Origin of the sequence: Amycolatopsis sp. NPDC005961, assembly GCF_040629235.1 — a bacterium.
Classification (GTDB): Bacteria; Actinomycetota; Actinomycetes; order Mycobacteriales; family Pseudonocardiaceae; genus Amycolatopsis; species Amycolatopsis camponoti.
The window spans coordinates 111,571-136,727 of the sequence record NZ_JBEXVF010000002.1 but is presented as its reverse complement, the minus strand read 5'-3'; the positions used below and the strand labels follow the sequence as shown (position 1 = coordinate 136,727).

29 protein-coding genes are annotated in these 25,157 nt (G+C 70.2%); 10 read left to right on the top strand and 19 right to left on the bottom strand.

The window, feature by feature from the left end; all coding sequences use genetic code 11:
* Positions 1–572 precede the first annotated feature (572 nt).
* Together ABZ342_RS02460 and moaA are read right to left on the bottom strand one after the other, a co-directional pair.
* Complete coding sequence (locus ABZ342_RS02460) at positions 573–833, bottom strand: MoaD/ThiS family protein (RefSeq protein ID WP_360468253.1); 261 nt, start codon at positions 831–833, stop codon at positions 573–575.
* 1 nt (position 834) lies between these two features.
* Positions 835–1,842, bottom strand: a complete 1,008-nt coding sequence (gene moaA / locus ABZ342_RS02455) for a GTP 3',8-cyclase MoaA (protein ID WP_155540663.1) — start codon at positions 1,840–1,842, stop codon at positions 835–837.
* Positions 1,843–1,993: 151 nt separating this feature from the next.
* Here moaA and ABZ342_RS02450 point away from each other — a divergent pair, with 151 nt between their 5' ends.
* From ABZ342_RS02450 to ABZ342_RS02430, 5 genes are all read left to right on the top strand, one after another.
* Positions 1,994–2,473, top strand: a complete 480-nt coding sequence (locus ABZ342_RS02450; RefSeq protein WP_360468252.1) for a MarR family transcriptional regulator — start codon at positions 1,994–1,996, stop codon at positions 2,471–2,473.
* 33 nt (positions 2,474–2,506) lie between these two features.
* Positions 2,507–2,911 carry a helix-turn-helix transcriptional regulator gene (locus tag ABZ342_RS02445; protein ID WP_086675206.1) on the top strand — a complete coding sequence of 135 codons (405 nt, stop codon included), beginning with the start codon at positions 2,507–2,509 and terminating at the stop codon, positions 2,909–2,911.
* The gene (modA, locus tag ABZ342_RS02440) at positions 2,908–3,717 is read left to right on the top strand and encodes a molybdate ABC transporter substrate-binding protein (protein WP_360468251.1); all 810 of its coding nucleotides are present in this window, start codon (positions 2,908–2,910) and stop codon (positions 3,715–3,717) included. Before ABZ342_RS02445 ends, modA begins: the two co-directional genes overlap by 4 nt.
* A 91-nt stretch (positions 3,718–3,808) precedes the next feature.
* Complete coding sequence (locus ABZ342_RS02435; protein WP_360468250.1) at positions 3,809–4,543, top strand: ABC transporter permease; 735 nt, start codon at positions 3,809–3,811, stop codon at positions 4,541–4,543.
* The gene (locus ABZ342_RS02430; protein WP_360468249.1) at positions 4,540–5,607 is read left to right on the top strand and encodes an ABC transporter ATP-binding protein; all 1,068 of its coding nucleotides are present in this window, start codon (positions 4,540–4,542) and stop codon (positions 5,605–5,607) included. Before ABZ342_RS02435 ends, ABZ342_RS02430 begins: the two co-directional genes overlap by 4 nt.
* A gap of 11 nt (positions 5,608–5,618) precedes the next feature.
* Here the strand turns inward: ABZ342_RS02430 and ABZ342_RS02425 are convergent, their stop codons facing one another.
* Positions 5,619–7,391 carry a multicopper oxidase domain-containing protein gene (locus tag ABZ342_RS02425; protein WP_360468248.1) on the bottom strand — a complete coding sequence of 591 codons (1,773 nt, stop codon included), beginning with the start codon at positions 7,389–7,391 and terminating at the stop codon, positions 5,619–5,621.
* A 191-nt stretch (positions 7,392–7,582) separates the two neighbouring features.
* On the opposite strand from ABZ342_RS02425, the gene ABZ342_RS02420 reads away from it, so the two are divergent.
* Together ABZ342_RS02420 and ABZ342_RS02415 are read left to right on the top strand one after the other, a co-directional pair.
* Positions 7,583–8,377 (top strand): HAD-IIA family hydrolase, encoded by a 795-nt coding sequence (locus ABZ342_RS02420; RefSeq protein WP_360468247.1) that lies wholly within the window; start codon positions 7,583–7,585, stop codon positions 8,375–8,377.
* A 37-nt stretch (positions 8,378–8,414) separates the two neighbouring features.
* Positions 8,415–9,215 (top strand): metallophosphoesterase, encoded by an 801-nt coding sequence (locus ABZ342_RS02415; RefSeq protein ID WP_155540670.1) that lies wholly within the window; start codon positions 8,415–8,417, stop codon positions 9,213–9,215.
* On the opposite strand, the gene ABZ342_RS02410 is transcribed toward ABZ342_RS02415, so the two are convergent.
* The 11 genes from ABZ342_RS02410 to ABZ342_RS02360 form a co-directional block, all read right to left on the bottom strand.
* A complete protein-coding gene (locus tag ABZ342_RS02410) occupies positions 9,212–9,586 on the bottom strand; it encodes a YccF domain-containing protein (RefSeq protein WP_155540671.1) in 375 nt (124 codons plus the stop codon). The two genes, ABZ342_RS02415 and ABZ342_RS02410, sit on opposite strands and share 4 nt — an antisense overlap.
* Entirely contained in the window at positions 9,586–10,335 is a 750-nt protein-coding gene (locus ABZ342_RS02405) for a PhzF family phenazine biosynthesis protein (RefSeq protein WP_360468246.1), read from the bottom strand. The genes ABZ342_RS02410 and ABZ342_RS02405 overlap by 1 nt, the downstream gene beginning before the upstream one ends.
* Positions 10,336–10,403: 68 nt before the next feature.
* Complete coding sequence (locus ABZ342_RS02400) at positions 10,404–11,816, bottom strand: hypothetical protein (RefSeq protein WP_360468245.1); 1,413 nt, start codon at positions 11,814–11,816, stop codon at positions 10,404–10,406.
* Between the two features lie 14 nt (positions 11,817–11,830).
* Positions 11,831–12,355 (bottom strand): DUF3558 family protein, encoded by a 525-nt coding sequence (locus ABZ342_RS02395; RefSeq protein WP_360468244.1) that lies wholly within the window; start codon positions 12,353–12,355, stop codon positions 11,831–11,833.
* Positions 12,356–12,396: 41 nt separating this feature from the next.
* Complete coding sequence (locus ABZ342_RS02390) at positions 12,397–12,894, bottom strand: hypothetical protein (RefSeq protein ID WP_360468243.1); 498 nt, start codon at positions 12,892–12,894, stop codon at positions 12,397–12,399.
* A gap of 70 nt (positions 12,895–12,964) precedes the next feature.
* Positions 12,965–13,657 (bottom strand): ESX secretion-associated protein EspG, encoded by a 693-nt coding sequence (locus ABZ342_RS02385; RefSeq protein ID WP_360468242.1) that lies wholly within the window; start codon positions 13,655–13,657, stop codon positions 12,965–12,967.
* A 33-nt stretch (positions 13,658–13,690) separates the two neighbouring features.
* On the bottom strand, positions 13,691–14,890 hold the full coding sequence (locus ABZ342_RS02380) for a hypothetical protein (protein WP_360468241.1): 1,200 nt from the start codon (positions 14,888–14,890) through the stop codon (positions 13,691–13,693).
* A complete protein-coding gene (locus ABZ342_RS02375) occupies positions 14,887–15,330 on the bottom strand; it encodes a hypothetical protein (protein WP_360468240.1) in 444 nt (147 codons plus the stop codon). Before ABZ342_RS02375 ends, ABZ342_RS02380 begins: the two co-directional genes overlap by 4 nt.
* Positions 15,327–15,902, bottom strand: coding sequence for a 4Fe-4S single cluster domain-containing protein (locus ABZ342_RS02370; protein ID WP_360468239.1), 576 nt, complete (start codon positions 15,900–15,902; stop codon positions 15,327–15,329). Before ABZ342_RS02370 ends, ABZ342_RS02375 begins: the two co-directional genes overlap by 4 nt.
* Positions 15,890–16,105 carry a DUF2997 domain-containing protein gene (locus ABZ342_RS02365; RefSeq protein ID WP_360468238.1) on the bottom strand — a complete coding sequence of 72 codons (216 nt, stop codon included), beginning with the start codon at positions 16,103–16,105 and terminating at the stop codon, positions 15,890–15,892. The genes ABZ342_RS02370 and ABZ342_RS02365 overlap by 13 nt, the downstream gene beginning before the upstream one ends.
* Positions 16,102–17,721, bottom strand: coding sequence for an AAA family ATPase (locus tag ABZ342_RS02360; protein WP_360468237.1), 1,620 nt, complete (start codon positions 17,719–17,721; stop codon positions 16,102–16,104). Before ABZ342_RS02360 ends, ABZ342_RS02365 begins: the two co-directional genes overlap by 4 nt.
* A gap of 129 nt (positions 17,722–17,850) precedes the next feature.
* Between ABZ342_RS02360 and ABZ342_RS02355 the strand changes: the two genes are divergently transcribed.
* Positions 17,851–19,509 (top strand): AMP-binding protein, encoded by a 1,659-nt coding sequence (locus ABZ342_RS02355; protein WP_360468236.1) that lies wholly within the window; start codon positions 17,851–17,853, stop codon positions 19,507–19,509.
* Positions 19,510–19,655: 146 nt separating this feature from the next.
* Here the strand turns inward: ABZ342_RS02355 and ABZ342_RS02350 are convergent, their stop codons facing one another.
* Positions 19,656–20,624 (bottom strand): R2-like ligand-binding oxidase, encoded by a 969-nt coding sequence (locus ABZ342_RS02350; protein ID WP_155540682.1) that lies wholly within the window; start codon positions 20,622–20,624, stop codon positions 19,656–19,658.
* A complete protein-coding gene (locus ABZ342_RS02345; protein ID WP_155540683.1) occupies positions 20,621–21,220 on the bottom strand; it encodes a TetR family transcriptional regulator in 600 nt (199 codons plus the stop codon). Before ABZ342_RS02345 ends, ABZ342_RS02350 begins: the two co-directional genes overlap by 4 nt.
* A 94-nt stretch (positions 21,221–21,314) precedes the next feature.
* On the opposite strand from ABZ342_RS02345, the gene ABZ342_RS02340 reads away from it, so the two are divergent.
* Positions 21,315–21,938, top strand: coding sequence for an HAD family hydrolase (locus ABZ342_RS02340; RefSeq protein WP_360468235.1), 624 nt, complete (start codon positions 21,315–21,317; stop codon positions 21,936–21,938).
* On the opposite strand, the gene ABZ342_RS02335 is transcribed toward ABZ342_RS02340, so the two are convergent.
* Positions 21,935–22,177, bottom strand: coding sequence for a hypothetical protein (locus tag ABZ342_RS02335; RefSeq protein WP_196425132.1), 243 nt, complete (start codon positions 22,175–22,177; stop codon positions 21,935–21,937). The genes ABZ342_RS02340 and ABZ342_RS02335 overlap by 4 nt on opposite strands.
* Positions 22,178–22,409: 232 nt before the next feature.
* On the opposite strand from ABZ342_RS02335, the gene ABZ342_RS02330 reads away from it, so the two are divergent.
* Positions 22,410–22,799, top strand: coding sequence for a cold-shock protein (locus ABZ342_RS02330; RefSeq protein WP_155544163.1), 390 nt, complete (start codon positions 22,410–22,412; stop codon positions 22,797–22,799).
* Here the strand turns inward: ABZ342_RS02330 and ABZ342_RS02325 are convergent.
* Both ABZ342_RS02325 and ABZ342_RS02320 read right to left on the bottom strand, forming a co-directional pair.
* Entirely contained in the window at positions 22,796–23,272 is a 477-nt protein-coding gene (locus ABZ342_RS02325; RefSeq protein WP_155540685.1) for a DUF2771 family protein, read from the bottom strand. The genes ABZ342_RS02330 and ABZ342_RS02325 overlap by 4 nt on opposite strands.
* Before the next feature lie 11 nt (positions 23,273–23,283).
* The gene (locus ABZ342_RS02320) at positions 23,284–25,155 is read right to left on the bottom strand and encodes an MFS transporter (RefSeq protein WP_360468234.1); all 1,872 of its coding nucleotides are present in this window, start codon (positions 25,153–25,155) and stop codon (positions 23,284–23,286) included.
* Between the last annotated feature and the right edge of the window lie 2 nt (positions 25,156–25,157).

Genomic DNA, 25,157 nt, shown 5'->3' with positions numbered 1-25,157 from the left:
GCCCATTCGCAACGCCCTCCGCGCGATTGAAGCGCGCATCTTATGGCCGCTCGCGAGAGAGCGCCAGACTTGACAACTGCGCCTCAGGAGCCCCTTGCGTCACATTGGTCCCACCCCTTCGGGGGGTTTGAACCCCCACCTGGAGCGACTCCGGCCGGTGCCGGTGCCGAAGTGGGGCAACGCACCGCGACGGAGCAGGCGAAACCCGTCACCGGATGGCGTCGCGGCGGGACGGGATCAGTTCTCGCGAACAGCCGGATCCGGTGACGCGCCACACCGGGGAGCCGGAAACGCCTTCGCCGAGCGGTCGGCTGCCGTACCCGAACGGTCGGCGCACATATAGAGAGGACGAACTCAAGTACTCAGACGGACGGCACGCGTCCCCAGGAGGACGACACGCGTACCTGGCTGGACGACACACGTGATTGAGCGGTCGACTCGCGTGTCTGGGAGGTCGACACGCGTGATCAGGGGGTCGACACGGGCAAACCGGGGCACTGGCGCCGTGTCGACTCTTCAATCACGCGTGTCGACCTCTGGATCACGCGTGTCGACCGTTGGCGCACGGCGGGTCAGCCGCCGGCGAAGGGCGGGAGGACGTCCAGCTCCGCGGCGTCCCGCAGCGGGCGGGTGAGATCGCGCACCGCGATGCCGTCGAGCAGGTAGCTGGCGGCGTCCAGGACCCGCGGGAGGCCGTCCGGGTGGAGCCGGCGCAGCTCGGCCACGGCGTCGCCGACCGACGCGCCGGCCGGCAGCTGCACCTTCTCCTCTTCTTCGCCCGCCGCGGCCCGCGCCGAGGCGAAGTACCGCACCACGATGGTCCAAGTCGACATCTCAGCCGCCGATCGCGCTCATCGGCCGGATCGGCTGCGCGAACCCGGCTTCGTTGATCTCGTGTCCCGCGAGCTTGCCCCACATCGTCGCGCGCCAGGCGTCGGCAATCTCTTCATCGCGCGCGCCCGCGCGCGCGAGGGAGCGAAGATCCGTCTCGTCGTTGCTGAAGAGGCAGGAGCGCACCGCGCCGTCCGCGGTGAGCCGCGTCCGCTCGCACGCCGCGCAGAACGGCCGGGTCACCGACGCGATCACGCCCACGTCACCGGGCCCGCCGTCGACCAGCCAGCGCTCGGCCGGCGCGCCGCCCCGGGCGACCGGGAACGGCGTCAGCGTGAACTCCGCCTCCAGCATCTCGAGGATCCCGGCCGCGGTGATCATCTCGCCGCGGTTCCAGCCGTGCTGGGCGTCCAGCGGCATCTGCTCGATGAACCGCAGGTGGTAGCCCTCGGCGAGGCAGAACTTCAGCAGCGGCACGGCTTCGTTCTCGTTGAGCCCGCGGATCAGCACGGCGTTGACCTTCACTGGCGTCATCCCCGCGTCCCGCGCGGCCGCGAGGCCCGCGACCACGTGGGAGAGCCGGTCGCGGCGGGTGATCTTCACGAACGTCTCGGGGTCGACGGTGTCGAGCGAGACGTTGATCCGGTTCAGCCCGGCCGCCGCGAGGCCGGCCGCGCGCTTCGCGAGCCCGATCCCGTTGGTGGTCATGGACAGCCGGGGGCGCGGCGTCAAGGCCGTGACCCGCGCGATGATGTCCTCGAGCCCGGGCCGCAGCAGCGGTTCGCCGCCGGTGAGCCGGATGTCGGTGACGCCGAGCTGCTCGACGGCGATCCGCATGAGCCGGACCAGTTCGTCGTCGGTCAGCACCTGCTCGCCCGGCATCCAGTCGAGGCCCTCCGCGGGCATGCAGTAGGTGCAGCGCAGGTTGCACCGATCCGTCAGGGAAACCCGGAGATCGGTGGCCACCCGGCCGAAGGTGTCGATGAGTTGCGGGTTCTCGGGCCTGGGCACGCGAGATGACCCTCGTGTACCGGGGACGCGAGGAAACCCGAGATCCACTGCTGTCATTACGCACAGAGTAGCTCCGGAACGCACGATCCCGTCGCGCCAAGTAGGATCCTTTGCCGAGTGAGTGGTTCAGTTGCCGAACTAACGAGGGCCTGTGACGGAAAAGACTTACCCGGTCACCGAAGAGGAGCTCTTCCGCTTCGCGGAATTGGGTCGCGCGGGCAGCACGTTCACCGTCCTGCGGCACGCGCGGATCGCCGAGCGGATGGGTCTGTCCGGCACCGACCACAAGACGTTCGACCTGGTCATCCAATCGGGCGGACCGTTGACCGCGGGCCGGATCGCCGAGCTGACGGGCCTGTCCACCGGCGCCGTGACCGGCGTCATAGACCGGCTGGAGAAGGTCGGCCTGGTCCGCCGGGTCCGCGATCCCGAGGACCGGCGCAAGGTCCTCGTCGAGGTCGTGCCGGGGGCCGCCGACCGCTTCGCGCCCCTCTTCCAGTCGGCCTTCGACAACCTCCGCGAGACGCTCGCGCAGTTCTCCCCGGCCGAGCGGAAAGCGATCGAGCGTTATCAGAATGTCATCCTCGAACAGCTGCGCGCCGAAGTCATGCACAATTCCCGCCCCGCGTAGCTTTTCCTCAACTGCGGAGATAATGTCTGCGGCATGCCGCAATTTCGGTTGTCCGAGGCCGCGCGTCTGCTCGGCGTCAGTGACGACACCGTCCGGAGGTGGGTGCGCGCGGGGCAGCTGACCGCGACCGACGACGCCGCCGGGCGCAAGGTCGTCGACGGCGCCCAGCTGGCGGGCTTCGCCCGCGCCCAGGCCTCCGGCCCCGAAGACCCCTCCACCGTCGGCCGCTCCGCCCGCAACCGGTTCGTCGGGCTGGTCACCGAGGTCATCGCCGACAAGGTGATGGCCCAGGTGGAACTGCAGTGCGGGGCGCACCGGGTGGTGTCCCTGATGAGTACCGAAGCCGTCCGCGAGCTGGGCCTGCGGCCTGGGGTGCTCGCGGTCGCCGTGGTCAAAGCGACCACCGTTGTGGTGGAAACACCGGAAGGAAGTCGATGAAGAAGCTTGCTCTCGCCGTGGCGGCTGTGGCCCTGTTCGCGGGCGCCTGCAGCAGCTCGGACCAGCCCAGCACGCAGACCGGCGGCGCGTCGGCCAGCGCGCCCGCGCCGAAGGGCAGCGGTGACGCCGGCTCCGGCACGCTCACCGTGTTCGCCGCCGCGTCCCTCACCGAGTCGTTCACCGAACTCGGCAAGCAGTTCGAGGCCAAGCACCCCGGCGTCACCGTGAAGTTCAGCTTCGCGGGCTCGTCCGGCCTGGTCCAGCAGCTGACCAACGGCGCGAAGGCCGACGTCTTCGCCTCGGCCGACCAGGCCAACATGGACAAAGCCGTCCAGGGTGGCGTGATCGACGGCCAGCCGACGGTCTTCGCGACCAACAAGCTCGCCATCGCGGTCGCGCCGGGCAACCCCAAGGGCATCAAGTCCTTCGCGGACCTGAACAAGGCCGGCCTGACCGTGATCACCTGCGCCCCGCAGGTGCCGTGCGGCTCGGCCACCAAGAAGGTGGAGACCGCGACCGGCGTCACGCTCAAGCCGAAGAGCGAGGAGCAGGACGTCAAGCAGGTCCTGAACAAGGTCGCCTCGGGTGACGCCGACGCGGGCCTGGTCTACGTCACCGACGCCACCTCGGCCGCGGGCAAGGTCGACAAGGTCGACTTCCCCGAGGCGAGCGGCGCGATCAACACCTACCCGATCGCCGTGGTCAAGGGCGGTCAGGGCGCGCTGGCCAAGGAGTTCGACGACTTCGTCCTCGGCGCCGAGGGCAAGGCCGAACTGAGCAAGGTCGGGTTCGGCCCTGCGCAGTAAGCGTCCCTCGAGCGGCCGGCCGGGATCCGTCCCGGCCGGCCGTTCGCGCGTCCCGTGGGTCCTGGGCATCCCGGCCACCCTCGCGCTGGCGTTGGTCGTGCTGCCGGTCGTCGGGCTGCTGGTCCGCTCGGACCTGACGCGGCTGCCGTCGCTGGTCGCCACGCCGTCGTCGTGGCACGCGCTGCGGCTGTCGCTCATCACGGCCGCTTTGTCTACCTCGGCCTGCGTGGTACTCGGCGTCCCGCTGGCCGTCGTCCTCGCGCGCGCCCGGTTCCGCGGGGTCCGGCTGCTGCGCTCGATCGTGCTGCTGCCGCTGGTGCTGCCGCCGGTCGTCGGCGGCCTCGCCCTCCTCTACCTCCTCGGCCGCAAGGGCTTCCTCGGCGCCTTGATCACCGCGCTGACCGGGGAGTCCGTCCCGTTCACCACGACCGCGGTGGTCATCGCGCAGACGTTCGTCGCGATGCCGTTCCTCGTGGTCAGCCTCGAAGGCGCGCTGCGCGGGTCCGGCGACCGCTACGAGCAGGTCGCCGCGACGCTGGGCGCGCGCCCGTGGACGGTCTTCCGGCGCGTGACGCTGCCGCTGCTGCTGCCCGCGCTCGGCTCCGGCGTCGTCCTCAGTTTCGCTCGCGCGCTCGGCGAGTTCGGCGCGACGATCACCTTCGCCGGCAGCCTCGAAGACGTCACGCGCACGCTGCCGCTCGAGGTCTACACGCAGGCCGAAGTGGACATCGACAGCGCCGTCGCACTCTCCTTGCTGCTCATCGTCGTGGCCGTCGTCGTCATCGCCGTCGCGCGCCCGCGATCGTGGGAAGGCGGCCTGCGGTGAGCCTGACCGCCCGGATCGAAGCCGTCCGCGGCTCGTTCTCGCTGGACGTCGGCTTCGACGTCCCCGCCGGCTCGGTGCTGGCGCTGCTCGGCCCGAACGGCTCCGGCAAGTCGACGGTGCTGGGCTGCCTCTCCGGGCTGATCACGCCGACGTCGGCGGAGATCACCGTGGCGGGGCGCGCCCTAGCCGGCGTGGCCCCGCACCGCCGGGGGATCGGCCTGCTCTCCCAGGACGCCCTGCTCTTCCCGCACCTGTCCGCGGCCGACAACGTCGCGTTCTCGCCGCGTTCGACCGGCGCCGGCCGCCGCGCCGCGCGGGAGCGCGCCTTCTACTGGCTGGCCGAAGTGGACGCCGTCGCGCTCGCCGACCGCCGGCCCGGCCAGCTGTCCGGCGGCCAGGCCCAGCGCGTCGCGATCGCCAGGGCGCTCGCCGCCGAGCCGGACCTGCTGCTGCTCGACGAGCCGTTCGCCGCCCTCGACGTCGACGCCGCACCGGCGATCCGCGGCTTGCTGCGGCGCGTCCTCAAGACCGGGCCGACGACCGTGCTCGTCACGCACGACCCACTGGACGCGCTGGCCCTCGCCGACCACGTCGCGGTGATGAACGGCGGACGGATCGTCGAACGCGGACCGACCCGCGAAGTGCTTTCGGCCCCGAGGACGGCGTTCACCGCGCGGATCGCCGGCCTCAACCTGGTCGCGGGCACGGCGGTCGACGACGGCTTGCGGACGACGTCCGGCTCGATCGTGAGCGGGATCCCGGCAGCCGATGTCGTGCTGGGGGAGCCCGCGGTGGCGGTGTTCCCGCCGAACGCCGTCGCGGTCTACCCGCACGACGGTGACCACCGCGGCAGTCCGCGCAACACGGCCGACGCCGTCGTCGCGGCCCTGGAGCCGCACGGGCCGGTGATCCGCGTCCGCACCGAGGGAGATGGCTGGGCGCACGGCCTGACCGCCGACCTCACCCCGGCCGCCGTGGCCGAGCTCGCGCTGGAGCCCGGCTCGGCGGTGACGCTGTCGGTGAAGGCCGCGACCGTGGTGGTGCACCCGGCCGCGGCCTCCTAGCCCGACGGGGCTCAGCCGTCGTGGTGGTGGCCACCGCCCGGGTGGACGTGGAACTTCGCCACCTCGGGCGGGTGGACGACGAACGGCCGCATCATGCCTTCGTCCTCGTGGTCGAGGATGTGGCAGTGGTACATGAACTCGCCGGTGCCACCGCCGAACCGCCCGGCCACGCTCACCCACTGGCCCGGGTTCACGATGATCGTGTCCTTCCAGCCCTCCTCGTACTTCTCCAGCGGGACGTCGGTGAAGCCGCCGATCGGCGCCGTCGTCCGCTCGGTCGCCTGGTCGAACGTCGTGGTGAACTTCCGCCGGAACAGCGCCTGGAACTCCGTCAGGTGGATGTGGACCGGGTGCGCCGGGCCGCCGTTGGCGACGTGCACGAGGTTCCACACCGCACACCGGTCGTGGTCGATGAAGATGCCGGTCGTGTCGTCGAAGAGCCGTCCGATCATCCGGAACGTCTTCAGCCCGCCGGCCGGGTCCTGGACCTGGATGATCCCCGCGCCGCCCGGGTCCGCGTCGACCTGCTCGAGGTCCCACATCTCCGGGTGGCCCTCCGCGTTGAGCAGCAGCGCGACCCAGACGTGGTCGTGGTCCTCCGGCAGCGTCGAGCCGTGCACCAGCCGCGTGTAGGACGTCGAGACCTTCTCCGGCAGCGTGAAGGAGTCGTGCTTCGCGCGGCCGTCGACCCGGAACTCCATGAGGTCCGGCTCGATCCCGCCCAGCCGCGGGTCGGCGTTGCGCAGCCTGAGCTTCTGCCCCTTGAAGCGGCTGAAGTCGATCAGGACGTCGAAGCGCTCGGCGGGGGCGACGGTCAGGCCGTTGGCGGGCAGCTGCGCGGGAGCGGGCAGCAGGCCGCCGTCGGTGCCGATCAGGCGGACGGCGTCGTTCACCGGGGTGTTGTTCTCGTCGACCAGGTTGAGCGTGAAGAACCGCGAGTTGGCCGCGTTGAGCAGCCGGAAGCGGTACCACTTCGCGTCGACGTCCAGGTGCGGCCAGATCACGCCGTTGACCAGGCTGAACGGCCCGGAGAACGGGATCATCGGGCCGTTCGGGACGTACGGGAACTTGAACAGCAGCTGCCCGGTGAGCGCGCCGGTCGCCGGGTCGGTGTCGAGGTTGCGGTCGGTGATGATCAGCGGGATCTCTCGGTCGCCGTGGGGCAGCTCGAGCGCGTCTTCCTCGTCGTCGCGGATCAGGTACATCCCGGCCAGGCCGGTGTGGACGTTGAAACGCGTGATCGCCATCGCGTGGTCGTGGTACCAGAGGGGCATCGCCTGCTGGCGGTTCTGGTACTCGGCCAGCTGGGACGTGCCCTTGAGGCCCGCGTTGTGCGCCCAGCCGTCGTTGCCCGCGTTGGTGCGCGCGCCGTGGAGGTGCACGACGGTCCACGCCGGCAGGTCGGCGACGCCCTCGACGATCGAGTAGCCGGGCCGGTCCAGCTCGCGGCCGGGGCGGCTGGTCGGCGCGTCCGTCACCGGGCCCTGAACGGCGACCAACGGAAACTCGCCGTCGATTTCGTTCGACCACGAAATCCGCAGCTGCTTACCGCTGCGCACTTCGATCGTCGGACCCGGGAAATGACCCGCATAGGTCCACAAGGTACTTTCGGGCAATTGCGAGTGCAGCCGCTGCTTCTTGGTCACCATCGGAATGGTGATCGTCTCCCGGCCGCGGGGCCGGAGCACCGGTGGAACCGGTAGCGCGTCGAGGAACTTGGTGAGTCCCCAGTTCGGCCCGGTGACGGCTTCGGCCGTGGCCGGACGCTCGATGATTTCGGTCATGCGGTTTCCCCCTCCATGTTCGGGGGCAGGACGAATTGCGCCCCGGCGATTACGCCGGTGACGTCGAAAAGAATTCCCCCGAACCCCCTCGGTGGCCGAGCACGCGACTCCCCTCGCGATACCGGCAATTCCCACTGTAGCCGTTTTCGTCGTGGGCCGCAGGTGCCTCGCGCGCGTGATAGGTTCCGCGCATGAACGAACGCCGGTGGACGTATCTCTCCGACATGGACGGCGTCCTGGTCAAGGAGGAGCACCTCGTCCCCGGGGCCGACGAGTTCCTCGCCGAGCTGAAGGCGAACGGCATCGACTTCCTGGTGCTGACGAACAACTCGATCTACACCCCGCGTGACCTGCGGGCCCGGCTGGAACGCACCGGGCTCGACATCCCGGAGGAGTCGATCTGGACGTCGGCGCTCGCGACCGCGAAGTTCCTCTCGTCGCAGCGTCCGAACGGCTCGGCGTACGTCATCGGCGAAGCGGGCCTCACGACGGCGCTGCACGAGGTCGGTTACGTGCTCACCGAGCGCGACCCGGACTACGTCGTGCTGGGCGAGACCCGCACGTACAGCTTCAGCGCGATCACGCGCGCGATCCGGCTGATCGAGGGCGGCGCGAAGTTCATCGCGACCAACCCGGACGCGACCGGCCCGAGCGTCGAGGGCTCGATGCCCGCCACCGGGTCCGTCGCGGCGCTGATCGAGAAGGCCACCGGGCGCTCGCCGTACTACGTCGGCAAGCCGAACCCGCTGATGATGCGCTCGGCGTTGCGCCGGTTGGGTGCGCACTCGGAGTCGACGCTGATGATCGGCGACCGGATGGACACCGACGTGCACTCGGGCATCGAGGCCGGGCTGCAGACCATCCTGGTGCTCACCGGCATCTCCACCCGGGAGTCGGCCGAACGCTATCCGTACCGGCCCACGCTGGTCCTCGACTCGATCGCCGACCTGATCGGGCGAACCGGCAACCCGTTCGGCGAAGGCTGACGGTGGGCTGGGTGGCCGGAGGGCTTATCGTCACCGGATGAGCAAGTCCACCTACGTTGTGGGCGACGTGCACGGCCACCGTGACGAACTGGCCGAGGCACTACGCGCCGAAGGCCTGGTCGACGACGAAGACAACTGGTCGGGGGAAGAGGACCAGCTGTGGTTCCTCGGCGACTTCGTCGACCGGGGCCCGGACGGCGTCGGCGCGATCGACCTGGTCATGCGGCTGGAGGAGCAGGCCGCCGAAGCCGGCGGCCAGGTCCAGACGCTGCTGGGCAACCACGAGATCCTGGCACTGGGGATGTACCACTTCGGCGACGAGCCGGTGCCGTCCGACTTCGGCCCGCGCAGCTTCGCCCGCAGCTGGGAGATCAACGGCGGCCTCCTGTCGGACCAGGACCGGCTGACGCCCGAGCACATCGAGTGGCTGGCGGCCCGCCCGCTGGCGGCGGTGGCGGCCGATCACCTGCTGTTGCACTCCGACACTCTGGAGTACCTGGACTGGGGGTCCACGGTCGAGGAGATCAACGCGGCGGCGACGGAGATCCTGACGGGCTCCGACATCGAGGCGTGGTGGGACGTGTGGCGCCGCATGACGACGCGCTACGCGTTCCGCGGCCCGGACGGCGAGGAGAACGCCCAGAAGCTGATGGACGCGCTGGGCGGGTCCCGGATCGTGCACGGGCACAGCGTCATCGCGGACCAGCTCGGGATCCACCCCACGCAGATCGAGGGGCCGTTCCTGTACGCGGGCGGGAAAGCCCTCGGCGTCGACGGCGGCCTGTTCGTCGGCGGGCCGTGCCTGGTGGTGGAGCTGCCGTACGAGCCGGAGTCCTAGGGGATCTCGACGATCTCCTTGCCGAGCGGCATCAGGGACACCGGGATCATCTTGAAGTTCGCCACGCCCAGCGGGATGCCGATGATCGTGATGCACAGCGCGATGCCCGTGAACACGTGCCCGATGGCCAGCCAGAGCCCGGCGAAGATGAACCAGATGACGTTGCCGAGGAAGGAAGCGGCGCCCGCGTCGCGGCGGTCCACCACCGTGCGGCCGAACGGCCACAGCGCGTAGTTCGCGATCCGGAACGACGCGAGCCCGAACGGGATCGTGACGATCAGGACGCAGCAGATCACGCCCGCGAGCAGGTAGCCCAGTGCCATCCAGAAGCCGCACAGGACGAGCCAGATGATGTTCAGCAGCGTGCGCATCAGACGTGCAGCTCCCCACTCACGATGGTGACGGCTTGGCCGGCGAGGTGGACGCGGTCGCCGTCCTGACGGGTCCGGACGACCCCGCCGCGCGCCGAAATCTGATGTCCGGTGAGTTCTTTCTTCTGGAGCTTTTCGGACCAGTAGGGCGACAGGATGCAGTGCGCCGAGCCGGTGACCGGGTCTTCGTCGATGCCGACGCCGGGGGCGAAGAAGCGGCTGACGTAGTCGTCGCCCTTCGCGGTGACCAGCAGGCGGCCGGTCCAGGTCGTCTTGAGTTTCGCCAGGTCGGGTTCGAGTTTCTTGACCGTCTCGGCGTCGGGGAGGACGGCGAAGAGGTTCTCGACGCCGCGGCCGACGTACTCGATCTCGACGCCGGGGAGGATCTCGGACAGATCGTCGTCGGTGGGCGTTGGCGGGTCCGACGGGAAGTCCAGCTCGACCCAGTCGCCGTCGGCCCTGGCGCGCAGCTCACCGCTCTTCGTGGTGTAGGTCTGCTCGCCGCCGAGGACGTGGGTGACGGCGACGGTGGCGTGCCCGCACAGCGCGACCTCGACGGCGGGGGTGAACCACCGGAGCGACTTCGGGCCGTCGGAGTTCGTGACGACGAAGGCGGTCTCGGCGTGCTTCATCTCGGCGGCGACGGCTTGCATCCAGGTGGGGTCGGCGGGCTCGTCCAAGAGGACGACGCCCGCGGAGTTCCCGGCGAAGGCCTGGTCGGTGAAGGCGTCGACGACGAAGAAGCGCATGCTCCCAATGTAGCCCGCGACCTGGGTGTGTTGATCATTTCTCCGGGAGATCCCGGGGATGTCCCTTACTACTCCCCGATGGTGGGCTTGACGATCTTTTCGCCGTCCGGGCCGCGTTCGGGCTTGAGGTCGAAGGCGTCCTCGTCGATCGCGTACTTGTTCTTGTGCTCTTTGTCGTCGTCCTTCTTCTTGCCGGCCCCGGCCGCGCCCGCTGCGCCGGCGCCGCCCTTGCCTTTCGCGGCCGCGGCGGCGGTGGCACCGCGTTCGAGCCGCTCACCCGGCGCTTTTCCGCCGGTCTTGCCCGCTTTGCCTTCGCCGGGGGCTTCCTTCGGGTCACCGGTGTACCCACCACCGGACACCCGAGACCCGGCGAACCCACTCCCGGCGCGTCCGGCGCCGGACTTGCCGCGGGTGATGTCGCCGCCGCCGGTCCCGCCGCCGCCGGCCGTTCCGGGCATGGCGAGGCCGTCCGGGGTCATCCTGGGGAAGGCACTCGGGGCGGGACCGCCGCGGAGGCCGGTGTTGCCGCCCCCGAAGTTCCCGGTCCCGCTGGTGACCCCGGGCTGCACGAAGTTCGGCGGCGTGGTGCCCGGCGGTGTCACGCCGGGCGGAGTGATGCCGCCACTGGTTCCCCCGGGGACGAAGCTCCCGCTCGTGCCGCCGGGGCCGGTGCCGCCGACGGTGGGGGTGCCGGTGAAGGAGGTGCTGCTGGTGCCGTGGAAGCCGGAGACGGAGGTGGAGTCGTTCCCCCCACCAAGCTGCGGCGGCGGCGCATAGGTGGGCTGGGAGCTGGCGGTCTCGTGGTAGGTGCCGTCGAGGTTCTGCAGAACTTGAACGGCCTGCTGGTGCGCGGCGTCGGCTTGCTGTTGCTTGGCCTGGATGCCGGCCATGGTGCCGCTCATGCCGATGAGATCGCCGGAGTTGTACTGCTGCTTGGCCTTGTCGAGCTCGGCTTGCTGGTTGAAGCCGGTCGGCTCGGGCATGTTGGTCTTGGCGTAGTGAGCGGCCGCGGATTGCTGGGAGTAGTGGTTCGAGGCGAGTTGCATCGCGTTGCCGGTTTGTTCGGTGTGGCCAGCGGTGCTTTGGAAGAAGCCGTTGGCCTGGTCTGCTGCTGGGCCTTGCCATGAGCCGCCTGCTGCGGTGGCTGCATCGCGGAACTGGTTGGAGGCGTCGGCGAGCCAGTTGCCATAGACGTTCGCTACGCGGCTGCGGTCGTTGAGGTCCTCGAGGTCCAGGTTCTTGTGGACCATGTCATAGAGCACTTCGTGCGGCTGGTTCGCGTAGTTCTCGCCGGGCTGAGGTGCGCCGCCACGCAGGGTTTGCCCTTCCTGCAAGAGCTTTCCCTGGGCCACCGAATAGTCCGAAGCGGCCTGCTGCGTGACGCGCTGGCCGTCGGCGCCGTGACCTTGGGTCTTCTGGGCGGTTTCCGCGTAGTAGTCACCCTCGGACTGGCGATGCTGCGCCCGGTGCGGCTGACTCATGGCTGGACTCCGTATCAGTTCTTCGGCAGCAGGGGTTCGATCTTCTCCGCGAATCCTTCGACGAGCTTGCAGGCGTTCGCTGTGTCCGATCCCGAGGTCACCAGGACCAGGGCTCGGGACGCCGGTTTCACTTCCAGCCAAATGCCGCACTGTCCAGGGGAGTGCTGCGGTTCGCGTTCCTCGACCGCCGCGCGATCGTGGACCGTTCCCTCACTCGCTTGACTCGGATTGCCGACGTTGTTCTTGTAGCCGCGGCCGGGTTGAAGCGAGAGCGCGAGGTCCACCGGGCTCACGTCGCCCGCGCGCGGCTTGTTGGCGGCGCAGCTCTCCTTCGCGTCGGCGACGGTCGGAACCGCCGCCGGAAAGCCCTGACCGGCGAGAGCCTGGTCGAGAAGTGAGCACGGATTCATGGAAGCGAAGGGATTATCCGGATCGCCGGACGGTGCCGGGGTGCCGGACGTATCCGTTCCCCCGACGGTCGAGCTGGGGTTCGCCTGACCGCCCACCTGGCTTGTGCACGCGGCCAAGACCACCGTCATGCAGGCGACGGCGGCCAGGAAAAGAGGGATGCGTTGAGAGATCACTGCCCCTGCAGATTCTTGTTCAGCGCGGTGAATGCCACGGTGTGGGCGTCTTCGGTTTCGCGGTAGTTCTTCCGCGCGATCACCATCGCCTCACGCGCGTCTTCGACCCCGCGTTTCATGAGGAGGAGGTTGGGGATCAACGCCTCCGGGTCGCCATCGGCCACCGTCGCGTTGAACTGGGCCACGGCCTGGGCGTAGGTGCTGCCGCCCATGCGGGCCGCGCCGGCGAGGACTCGCACGTCGCGGAGCATCTTGTCGTAGCCGTCGATGAAGAAGTCACAAGCTTTGATGTAGGCCTGGAACCCTTGCTCGTTCACCGCGAACTGGCCACCCTCGGCGAGGGCCTTCAGGTTGCTGCCGCCGGTGCTGACCTTCTGCGCGGCCTCGGTGTCCGTCGGTCCGGCGACGATGCCCGAGAGGAAGTTCGACCCCGCGTCCCCTTCACCGGCCGGCGGCGTGAACGATCCCGGCGCGCCGAACTGCGATCCGCCCATGACGCCCTCCCAGCCGTCAACACCACCCTGCGTGGTCCTCCCGCACTGTACTAGTGACGAACCGGCCGCGTCAGTGGTTCCGGCCACCCTCCGCCAGCCACGTGCGCAGGTGAGAACCATCCGATGGGGTGAACGTCACCCGGGTCTCGCCGCCCGGCAAGGCCTCGCTGAACATCAGGAACCGCCCGCCCGCGTTGTCCACGAACGTCACCGTTCCCGCCGGCTTCAACGCCCCCGAAGCGCGGATCGACAGCTCGAACGTCCCGTACCGGTGCAGGGGCCACGACGAGAACTCCGTCGCCGCGTCCGCGTCGCGGCGGTTGCCCGGCTCGATGAACGTCAGCTCGGCCAGGGGTACCGGGCGGTACGCCGGGAGCATGCCGACCACCAGGTCGGCCAGCCGGTCGGGGCGGGTCTGGGCGAACAGGATCTCTTCGCCCACCAGCTCCGAAAACACCCCGAGGCCGTGGCCGACGGCCGCGCGGTAGAAGACCTGGCGGCCCTCCTCCACCGCGCGGACGATGATCAGCACGTCCGGCTGGGTCCACGCCCGGACCGTCTGCTCCACCTCGATGTCCAGCTTGTCCGGACCGGCCAGGCCCCGGGCCCGCATGGCGTCCCACGAAGCCGCCGCGATGCGCTCGTTCTCCGCGAGCGTGCGGCCGGGGCTGCGGATCTCGAACGGGTGCCAGTTCGCCGGAAGACCGGTACGCCGGACCGCCGTGTCGACCTCAGCCAGGCCCAGTGAAAATTCCTCCGGCACGTCCCCGAGCGTAGCGGAACGGCCACCCCGCGCTCAGATGTCGAGCTGCCGCACGCCGGTCTCGCGCAACGCCACCCGACCGGCCGTCGCCCGTTTGCGCAAGCGGACGATTTCGTGCGGCTGCAACCCGATCGCGACGCCGAACGCCTCCACGTCCGGGAACCCGCCCTGGCGCTGCCGCAGCTCCAGTGCCTTGGCCACCTGCTCCGGCGAAAGCAGCTGAGCCAGCTCCGGCCCCGAAGCCGCGTTGACGTCCACCAACGGAACAGACACAGCAACAACAGGCGGAGGCGCCAACGGAACCGCGTCGGCCGGGACATAAGCCTCGATCACGTCGTTCTGCCGCAGGTCCCGGAACGCCAGCCCGACGGTGAACGTCCGCACCCCGCCGTTCGTCCGCACGGCCACCCCGCCCCGGGCCAGCGACAGGATCCGCAGGTCCGAGGCGACGACCGTGCTCCGCTCGTTGAACGTCGTTCCCGCCGGTCGCAGCACCCGCGCCCGCGTGCCCACCGTGAACACCGACCCGCGCCCCTCCGGGACTTCGACCGCCGCGACCACCGAACCGTTGCCCAGGTCGTTCAGGCCGTGCACGACCGCGACGCCTTCGCGCCGCTCGAAGTGGTCGTGCGACGGCTCGTCGAACGCGGTCAGCGTGTCGCCCGCCAGGGGCGGCACGTCGCACTGGAAGCCGAGCAGCACCGTGCCCGGCCGGCCCGCCGGCAGTTCGTCCACCGGTCCGGGGCCGAACAGCCCGAGCACCCGCATCGGCTGGCCGCCGCGCGAGAACGCCGTCAACGCTCCGAAGCGCAGGACACCGTCCCGGACGAGCACCTGCACGCGGAACCCGGTGAGCTCGTCGTAAGCCGGCGCGACGACCTGCGCCACACCGTCCTGACGGCTCATGTCGGGTCCGACGGTGTCATCGGTGTACAGCTCCAGCGCGTCGCCATTCCCGAGGTCGCGTCGCCCCACCGCGACGAAGACGTCCTTGAGGAACCCGGCGTCGGTCACCGGCTCGACGTCGCTGGAGAAGAACTTCTTCCGCACCATGATCCCGAGGCGCAGGTTGTCCGCCAGGATCCGGTCGGCGCGCTTCAGCCGCGCGCGGGCGCCGCGGACCGCGCGCCCGAGGCTCACCTGGCCGCCGGGCAGCTCCCCGAGGCCGGGGAGGGCGACCGAGTCGTTGAGCGCCTTGCCGAACTCGATGAGCCCGACCCTGACCTCGGTCACGACGTGGCGGCCAGGGTGACGCTGATCGACTGGTCGGCGTTGACGCGCTCGGATTCGACGCGCATGCCGTTCGACGCCGCGCGCTCCTTGAGCCGCGCGAGCACCGCCTGCTGCACCTGGGCGGCGTAGGCCTCGTCGACCGACAGGACCAGCCGCTGGGCTTCGGCCTCGGCGAGGCCAGGCCCGTCGACGTGCGCCAGCTGGACGCCCTCGGGGCCGTAGACGAACGTGATCCGCCGTCCTTCCCACGCGGCGACGACGGAACTGCCGTCGTCGGTGACCTGCGCCCGCAGCCCGGTGAGCGCGCGGGCCAGCAGGTCGCGGTGGCGCATCCGGGTCCGCACGGTGACGACGCCGGGCTGCGCCTGCGTGTGCGCGGCGATCGTGGCGGCGTTGAGCTGGGCCAGCGCTTCGCTGCGCAGCTTGAGCGTGATACTCATCGGCGGTCCCCTTCGAGCAGCGCTTCGAGCACTTCGGTGGTGGCGAACCCGTTCAGCTCGATCGCGCCGTCCGGGGCGATCGTGAGTTCGAGGCGGTTCGGGGTGGTGAAGATCGACTCGTCGTAGCGGCCGGTCAGGAAGTGGAACCGCTGGTTCACCGAGCCCACCCACGGCCGCGAGGTCTCCGGCCGGTCGGCCAGGAAAGGGCCGTCCACGAGCAGATCCGTCGAGTCCAGGAGCTTCGACGGCGGCAGCTCCTCGAGGACGTGCCCGGTGAACGTCATCACCGAAAGTCCTTCGGCCCGCACCGCGGCCGCGAACTCCCCCAACGGTTCCGGCTGGTCGAACGGCTCGCCGCCGAGCAGCGTGACGCCTTCGATGCCGTCGATCGCCAGCACCCGGGACACCAGGTCCGGCCACGCCGGCCGAAAACCGCCGCGAGTCGTCCACGTCTGCGGGTTGAAGCAGCCGGGGCAGCGCACCGAACAGCCCTGCGTCCACACCGCGCACCGCAGTCCCGGGCCTTCGGCCGCGGTGACGTCGACGATCCGGTGGAGGTTCAGGAGTTCCATTGCGACTGCTGCTGCGACGCGGTGTTCTCCGCGGAAGCCGATGTCCGCCGGTAGTCCTCGGTGAACTCCGACGTCACGGTCTCCGCGCCGAGCAGGTCCTCCAGCAGCGGGATGTAGTCGAGGCACTTCGACCCGGTCACGCCGTGCGTCTCGGCGCTGATCGAGCCGTCCTTGCCGATGGTGACGGTCACGCGGTGCGTCATACGTCGATCGTCCTCCCCCTCGGGGACTCCGGCTGCGGCGGTGCGACGGGAACCTCGATGTCGCCAGAGGTGTCCGTCGCCGCGACGGCCCGGGTCTCCGCCCAGTTCCGGATGGCCAGGATTTCGTCGGCCTGGGTGACCGACAGCGGCACGGTCGACTTGACCGCCCGCACGAGGTCTTCGCGGCGCAGCGGCCGCTTCTCGGCGAAGGCGTCGACCAGGCCGGCCAGCACGGCCTGCTCGATCTCGGCGCCGCTGTAGCCCGCGCTGACGTCGGCGAGCTCGGTGAACAGCGCGTCGTCCAGCCGGAGTTCGCTGGCGACGAAGTCGTCCGTGACGCGACGGCGCAGGTGGATCCGCCAGATCGCGACGCGCTCGGGCGCGGAGGGCAGGTCGACGAAGAAGATCTCGTCGAAGCGGCCCTTGCGGAGGAACTCCGGCGGCAGCGAGCCGACCTGGTTCGCGGTGGCCATCACGAACACCGGCGCCGTCTTCTCCTGCATCCACGAGAGGAAGGTGCCGAAGACGCGCCGCGCGGTGCCGCCGTCGCCACCGCCGCCTGCGCCGGCGAGGCCCTTCTCGATCTCGTCGACCCACAGCACGCACGGCGCGATGCCCTCCGCGGTGCGGATGACCGTGCGGATGTTCTTCTCGCTGGAGCCGACCAGGCCGGCGAAGACGCGGCCGAGGTCCAGGCGCAGCAGCGGCAGCCGCCACATGTTCGCGACGCACACCGCGGACAGGCTCTTGCCGCAGCCGGGGACGCCGGTGAGCAGCAGGCCCTTCGGCGCCGCGAGGTTGTACGCGGACGCGGCGGGCGTCCAGGTGCCGGTGCGCTTGGTGAGCCACCGCTTGAGCCGGTCGAGGCCGCCGACGGCGTCGAAGCTGGTTTCCGCGGGGACGATGTCGAGCATCCCGGACCGGCGGACGGCCTGGCGCTTCTCGGCGAGGATCAGCTCGAGGTCGCTGGGGTCGAGGCCGCCACCTTCGACGAGCGCCCTGGCGAACGCGTTCTCGGCTTCGGGCAGCGTGAGGCCGCGCGCGGCGGCGACGATCATGTCCCGGTCGTCCCGGTCGATGCTGATCCGCACGTTCTGCCGGTGCGCGGCGACCATGCCGTCGAGCAGCTCGCCGATCTGGCGCTGGTCGGGCAGCGGGAAGTCGACGACGGTGGCGTCGTGCTCCAGCTCGGGCGGCACGGGCAGCGAGGGCGAAACGAGGATCAGGCTGAGCGGAACCGGCCGCGTCTTGAAAGCGGCCGCGAGCTCCCGCAGCCGGCGCACGACTTCGGGATCGGGGCGGTGGCCGCCCTCGGAGACGAGCTGGGGGTGCAGGTCGGCGAAGACGAAGACGGCGGGTTCGCCCCAGCCGTAGACACGCTCGAGCGCGGCGGACGCGGCCCGCGTCTCGGAGATCGGCGGCCCGCCGGCGGGGGCGAGCCCGGTGGTGGACGACCAGACGTAGACGCGCCGAGGCGTGCGAAGCCGGGTCTGGTCTTCGGCGACGGCGCGGATCTCCCGCACGACGCGCTGCTCTTCGTGCGTCTCGACGACCAGCAGCGGGTACCGAGCCTGCAGCAACTGGGTCAGCTCATCGCGAAACCCCTGGCCGGCCATCGATCGCCCCCTCGAATCCCGCCCGGACATTACCAGCGCTTCGATCACGGAACGGCCCCGAGCAGTCGCGACCGGCGGGTTCGCTTCCTAGACTCGGGTCGCCCGACGAAGACGTCTACGGGAGGCACCATGCCTGACGCGCCCGCACTGCCGAGCTATGCCTCGGGGATCTCCGAGGTTCCGCTGCTCGGGGACACCATCGGCGACAACTTCGACCGGACGGTGGCGGCGCACCCCGATCGTGATGCCCTCGTCGATCGGACCGCCGGACGGCGGTGGACCTACCGGGAACTGGCCGCCGAGGTGAACGCGCTCGCGCTCGGACTCGTCGCGCAGGGCATCGGGAAGGGCGACCGGGTCGGGATCTGGTCGCCGAACCGGGCGGAATGGACGTTCCTGCAGTACGCGACCGCCAAGATCGGCGCCATCCTCGTCAACATCAACCCCGCCTACCGGTCGCACGAGCTCGAGTACGTGCTCAACCAGGCCGGCGTGAAGCTGGTGGTCGCCTCCGACAAGTTCAAGACCTCCGACTACCCCGCGATGGTCGACGAGGTCCGCGAAAAGTGCGCCGCGCTGAACCACGTCGTGATCCTCGGCAGCGCGAGCTGGCAGGCGCTGATGGACGCCGGCTGGCAGGGCGATCCGTCGTCGCTGACCGAGCTCCAAGCCGCCCTCTCCGCCGATGACCCGATCAACATCCAGTACACCTCGGGCACGACGGGCTTCCCCAAGGGCGCCACCCTCAGCCACCACAACATCCTCAACAACGGCTACTTCGTCGGCGAGCTCTGCAACTACACCGAGCAGGACAAGGTGTGCATCCCGGTGCCCTTCTACCACTGCTTCGGCATGGTGATGGGCAACCTCGCGTGCACCACCCACGGTTCCTGCATGGTGATCCCGGCGCCGGCGTTCGACCCGAAGGCGACGCTCGAAGCCGTCGCCGCTGAGCAGTGCACCTCGCTCTACGGCGTGCCGACGATGTTCATTGCCGAGCTGAACCACCCGGACTTCGCGAGCTTCGACCTGTCGTCGCTGCGGACCGGGATCATGGCGGGCTCGCCCTGCCCGGTCGAGGTGATGAAGCAGGTCATCGACCGGATGGGGATGGCCGAGGTGTCCATCTGCTATGGCATGACCGAGACGTCGCCGGTGTCGACGCAGACCCGCGCGGACGACTCGATCGAGCGTCGCGTGTCGACCGTCGGGCGGGTCGGGCCGCACCTGGAGGTCAAGGTCGTCGACCCGGAAACCGGGCTGACGGTGCCGCGCGGCGAGCCGGGCGAGCTGTGCACGCGCGGGTACTCGGTGATGCTCGGGTACTGGGAACAGGCGGACAAGACGGCGGAGGCGATCGACGCGGCCCGCTGGATGCACACCGGCGACCTGGCCGTCATGGACGCCGACAGCTACCTCAACATCACCGGCCGCATCAAGGACATGGTCATCCGCGGCGGCGAAAACCTGTACCCGCGGGAGATCGAGGAGTTCCTCTACACACACCCGGACATCCTCGACGCGCAGGTCATCGGCGTCCCGGACGAGAAGTACGGCGAAGAGCTGATGGCCTGGGTCCGGATGCGCGAAGGCGCGGAGCCGCTGACGCCGGAGAAGGTGCGCGAGTTCTGCGAAGGCAAGCTGGCGCGCTACAAGATCCCGCGGTACGTGCACGTCGTCGAGGAGTTCCCGATGACGGTGACCGGCAAGGTCCGCAAGGTCGAGATGCGCGAGAAGTCGATCACGCTGCTGGGCCTCGAAGCCGCCGCGTCCGCGAAGCACGCTTAAACCGCGCGAGACGTCCGGGCGTTCTCCCTTCGCAATCGTGCGAAGGGAGGGCGAAGATGATCATCCTCAGCTGGGACTGGTGAGCGGTCCGTGAACGGCCCATCGAGGGACTTCGAGTCCCTCGATGGGCCCTGCACGGCTCGTCGTCAGGAAACCGCGGCCGCGGCCTCGGCGATCGCCTTCGCGTCTTCTTCACCGAAGGTGTCTTCGAGGTGTTCGGGCGAGTAGTCCAGGTCGATCTGCTCCACGGGCATCCCGCGCGCCGACTCGATCGCGCCCAGCCGGCGCTGGGCCCGGTCCGCCGCGTACCGGATGATCTCCTCCGGGTCGTTGTCGAACGGCACTTCCTCGAACTGGTCCTGCACCCACTGGATCATGTTGAGCGCGTGCGGGAGCAGCTCGCCCATCCGCTGCTGGACCGCGTCCCACAGCGAGTCGTCCGCCGCGACGTGGCGGCGGCAGGTGAACGTGCCCCACGCCATGTGGCGGCGCTCGTCGTCGCCGATGCGGCGGACCAGTTCCTGCATGCCCGGCAGGATGTCGTTCTGGGTGCAGATCAGCTGCCACGAGTAGTAGCCCGTCAGCGCGAGGCTGCCCTCGATCACGTGGTTGTACGTCACGCTCGCGCGGATCTGGTTGAGCGGGCTGGGATCGTCCTCCAGTGCCCGCAGCGACTGCGGTAGTTCCTCGTAGAACAGCTTGCGGTAGTGCGGGTTCTCCGCGACGTACGGGTGGAGGTCCTCGGTCAGCCCGACCGCGTCCATCCAGCGGCGGAACACTTCCGTGTGCTTCGCCTCTTCGAAGCAGAACTGCGTCAGGTACATCTCGTCGCCGAAGCGGCCGGTCGCCGACATCGCCCGCATGAACGGCTGGATGTCCTCGGTGACGGCCTCTTCGCCGGCGATGAACTGCGCGACCAGGTACGTCGTGCTGCGTTTCTGCTCGTCGTTCAGCGTGTCCCAGCCCTCGCGCTCGTGGCTGAAGTCGATGTCGGCGGGGTTCCAGAACTTCTTGTTGCCCTTGACGAACAGCCGCAACGGGAACGAGTCCCAGTTCAGGCCGCCCTTGCGCAGGGAGGAAAAACCGGTCCGCAGTTCCGAGAGCGTGTCGGTCATCGTTTCACTCCATTGTGGACGAATTGGCGGATGGCGGGTGCCAGCACGGCGGTGACGGCGTCGGCCGCCTCCGCCGCCGAATGCGTGGAGAGCACCAGGTGCGACAGGGAAAGCCGCACCGCGGTCTCCGCGAGCAGCGCGGCGGATTCGGCCGAAAGGCCCGGTTCGAGCTCGCGGTACTGCTCGGCGGCGAGCTCGGCGGCCGCGCTGAGGATCGGCTCGCCCCTGGTCGTGAGCAGGGGCAGCAGGTCCTCGCCGGCTTCGGTGCCGAGCGCCGCCGCGACCAGGCGGTTCTCCCGCGCGTGCTCGATCGTGTAGACGACGGCGTGGTGGATGCCCGGAAGGAGCCCGTCCGCCGTCTCGAAGCGCTGCCGGATCCCGTCGAGGAACTCCGACGCGGTGCGCAGCGCCACCGCCTGGGTCAGCGCCGCCTTGTTGCCGAACTCGTTGTAGACGGTCTGCCTGCTCACCCCGGCCTTGGCCGCCACGTCGGCCATCCGCAGTCCCGCGTAGCCGGCCTCCGGCAGCAGGTCCGCGGCGGCGTCGAGCAGGGATTCCCGGAGGGACGCCTTCGTCCGGTCGGTGAAGCTGGTCACACCCTCACCTTGACACAGATGTCTCCGCTGTCAAGACGCTGTACATGATCAGGTGACGTGTAAATCTGTCGGTGGTCCCGGCTACGGTGCTGGTGTGGGCATCACAGTGGGGTTCGACCTCGACATGACACTGATCGACGCGCGGCCGGGCATGGCCGCGGCGATGAACGCGCTCGGCGTCGAATCCGGCCTGCCGCTGGACGGCGACGCGTTCGCGGCCAACCTCGGCCCGCCGCTGGACGACATCCTGCGCGGCTTCGAGGCGCCCGAGGAACGCATCCCCGGCCTCGTCGACCGGTTCCGCGCGCTCTACCCGGACATGGTCGTGCCGAGCACGGTCGCGCTGCCGGGCGCGGTCGAGTCGCTGCGGGCCGTACGCGAGGCGGGCGGGCGCACGCTGGTCGTCACCGGCAAGTACGGGCCCAACGCGCAGCTGCACGTCGACGCGCTCGGCCTGGAGGTCGACGAGGTCGTCGGCGAGCTGTGGTCCACGCGCAAGGCCGAGGCGCTCCTGGCGCACGACGCGCGCGTGTATGTCGGAGATCACGCCGGCGACATCCGCGGCGCGCTGGCCGCCAAGGCAATCGCGGTCGGCGTCACGACGGGCCCGTGTGACCGCACGCTCTTGCTGAGCGAAGGCGCCGAGGTGGTGTTCGACTCGCTGACGGAGTTCCCGGACTGGTTCGAGCGGACCTTCGCGGGGAGCGTGGTGCCCTAGCTCTTTTTCTTGCCCCTGGCCTCGAAGACCAGCGCGAGCAGGCCGAGCAGCAGGCCCAGCGGGGTGACGACGCCGGCGCCGACGGACAGCCAGATCGGCAGGTTCTCCAGGCCGGCGGCGAACATGATGAACACGGCGAGCACGGCCAGCATGCCGATGCCGAACAAGCCGATGCCGAGGCGCATCAGGAACGGTTTGCCGGGGGCGGACACGGTGCCCTCCTTCGTCGCCTTACTCATGACGGAGAGGGTATCCGGCGGTATCGATCCGGCTGGAAGCAGGCCGACCCCCAGCGGCGAGAAACCGCTGGTACGAGCGCCATCGGCCGCGGCTGGAGCCGGATCCGTACCGAACGGCGGAGTATCGACTTCTCTCCGGGGCAGGTGGCGGGATACCCTTTCAGGAGCGCGCCCTGGGTACGCCCCCGGGCGCGTTCGTCGTGAGCGGACAGCAGAAGGACTGGTGAGGGAAGTGCCGACCGGCAAGGTCAAGTGGTACGACGCGGAGAAGGGCTTCGGGTTCGTCACGCAGGATGACGGTGGCGCCGACGTCTACATTCGCAAGGCCGCGCTGCCGCAGGGCGTCGAGGGGCTCAAGGCCGGGCAGCGGCTCGAGTTCGGCGTCGCCGACGGCCGCCGCGGGCCGCAGGCGCTCTCCGTCCGGCTGATCGACGCGCCGCCGTCCGTCGTCGAGGCGCGCCGTCGCCCCGCGGAGGAACTGCACGGCCTGATCGAGGACATGATCAAGCTCCTCGAGCTGAAGGTGCAGCCGGACCTGCGGCGCAACCGCTACCCGGACCGCAAGCACACCAAGCAGATCGGCGAGATCATGCGCGCGGTGGCCCGGGACATCGATCCCTAGGCCTCCAGCCGGAGACCCCACACGTCGCTGGGCAGCAGGCCCGATTCGCCGGTGTTCGAGTTCAGCACGGCGGTGTAGCGCTGCACGTCGACCGCCGAGATGCGGTCCGCGGGCGTCGGCGGCGTGACCGTGTAGGCGTAGCGGTCCAGCGAGGTGAACGGGATCGGGTCGCTCTGCTTGAACTCGCCCTGCGGGGTCACGTACTCGTAGACGATCTGCCACGGCGCGTCCGCGACCTCGCCGGGCACCGAGATCTGCACGGGCTTGCCCGGGCGGACCTTCAGCGTCTTCGTGTCGCCCTTGGCGCTGCACGGCTGCGCGAGCTGCTGGGAGTAGTCGCACGACAGCACCGGCGTGGTGTTGATCGTGTGACCGTCGGCGTAGAAGGTGACCTCGGCCGGGCCGGGCGCCGAGCAGCCGGCCACCGCGAACCCACCGGCCGCAAGCAGGGCCACCACCCGGGAACGTCGCATGGGCTCAGACCCTACCGGCGGGCCGACGGGTCCCTGGGCAGGCCCTGCGCGGGGAAGCTGCCGGTCGGCTCGGGGCGCAGCGGCCGGTCGCCGCCGAGGCCCGGCACCAGCGAACCGCCGCGGCGGACCAGGTACGTCTGGGTCGTCCCGACCGCCAGCAGGACGGTGATCACGAGGAAGCCGATCCAGTACGTCGGCGGCAGGAGCAGGCCGACCGCGCCGCCGAGGCACCAGGCCAGCTGCAGCACGGTTTCCGAGCGGCCGAACGCCGACGCGCGCGACTCCTCGGGCAGGTCGGTCTGGATGACGGCGTCGAGGCTGATCTTCGCCAGCGCGCTGGCCGTCGCGCCGACCAGGCCGACGATCGCGGCCGTGGCCAGGCCGGGCAGGATCGTCGCGACCAGCGCGGCCAGCACGCAGCCCGCCACGCACCCGACGATCACCTGGTCCGGGTTGCCGAAGTGCAGGCGCGAGCCCAGCGCGTTGCCGAGGAACCCGCCGGCCCCCGCGGCGGCGCCGATCACGCCGAGCAGCAGCAGCTGCATGAACGGCGTCTGCCCGCTGCCTTCGGTCTGGGCCTTCACCGCGAACGCGGCGAACATCATGAGGAAGCCGGTGAGCACGCGCACCGAGCCGTTGCCCCACAGCGCGACGACGATCTGGCGCCCCATCGGCTGGCGCCGCTTCTTCTCCGTCGGGTGCGCCGAGAGCGACGTCGGCACCTCGCCCTCGGTCGCCTCGACCCAGGCCGGGATCCGCATCGACTGAACGGCGGCCGCGACGCAGATCAGCGCCGTGAACCACAGTGCGCCCGCCGAGCCGGAGATCGCGTTGATGCCGCTGGCCACCGCGCCGAACGCGCCTGCGGCCACTAGGCCGAACGTCGTCAGCCGGGCGTTGGTCTTGGAGAGCGTGATCTCCGACGGCAGCACCCGGGGCGTCACCGCGGCCTTCAGCACGGTGAACGACTTCGACAGCACCATCATCCCGAGCGCGGCGGGGTAGAGCAGCCAGTCGTCGAAGTGCAGCGCCATCACGACGGCCATCAGCCCTTGGCCGACCGACGACGCGCACATCGCGAGCCGCCGTCCGCGCTGCACCTTGTCGAGCGCGGGACCGATCACCGGCGCGACCAGCGCGAACGGCGCGATCGTGATCAGCAGGTAGAGCGCGACCTTGCCCTTGCTCTCGCCGCTGGTCGCGGCGAAGAACAGGGTGTTGGCCAGCGCGATCGCCATCGCCGCGTCGCTGGCGTAGTTCAGCATCACGGCGTAGGTCAGCGAGGTGAGGCCGGACTTCTCGGCGCCATCGGCCTTCGTCGCGCGCTGGAAAGCGCCGACGGCCTGGCCGGTCAGCTGCCGGCTGCGCATCGCCGCGACCCGCGTGACGGTGATCTTCTTCGGCAGCTTCGGTGTGCCGCCTGGAGTCAGCGGTTCTTCGCGCGGCGGCAGCGGTTCCGGCTCGGGTGGCCGTGGCTCGCCCGCGTAGCCGCCGGTGTCGTAGTGCTCGTACTCACCGCTGCCGGGACGACGTTCGCCCTGGTAGAAGCCGGGCTGCTCGCGCCGGACCGGCTCGGTGCGGTTCGGGTCGTACGGCCGGGCGCCACGCGGGGGCGGCGGCCGGTGCCCCATCGGCGCGGCGGCGGTCGGGGCTTCGTTCGCGTTCGGCACGGGGTCGCCGTAGTAGCCGCCCCGCGGCGGAGGCGGAGGCGGCGGGACGGGCCGTTCGACGCGGGTGGGCGGCGGCGCGCTCCGGTGCTCGGCGACGGCCTCCCGCCACGGCTTGGCCTGCGCGGCGCCCGGCTCCGGCGTCCAGCGTCGCTTCGGCTTCCGGCCGCGCTGCTGCGAGCCGGAGCCGTCGGAGCGGGAGCCGAAGAGTGCCACGT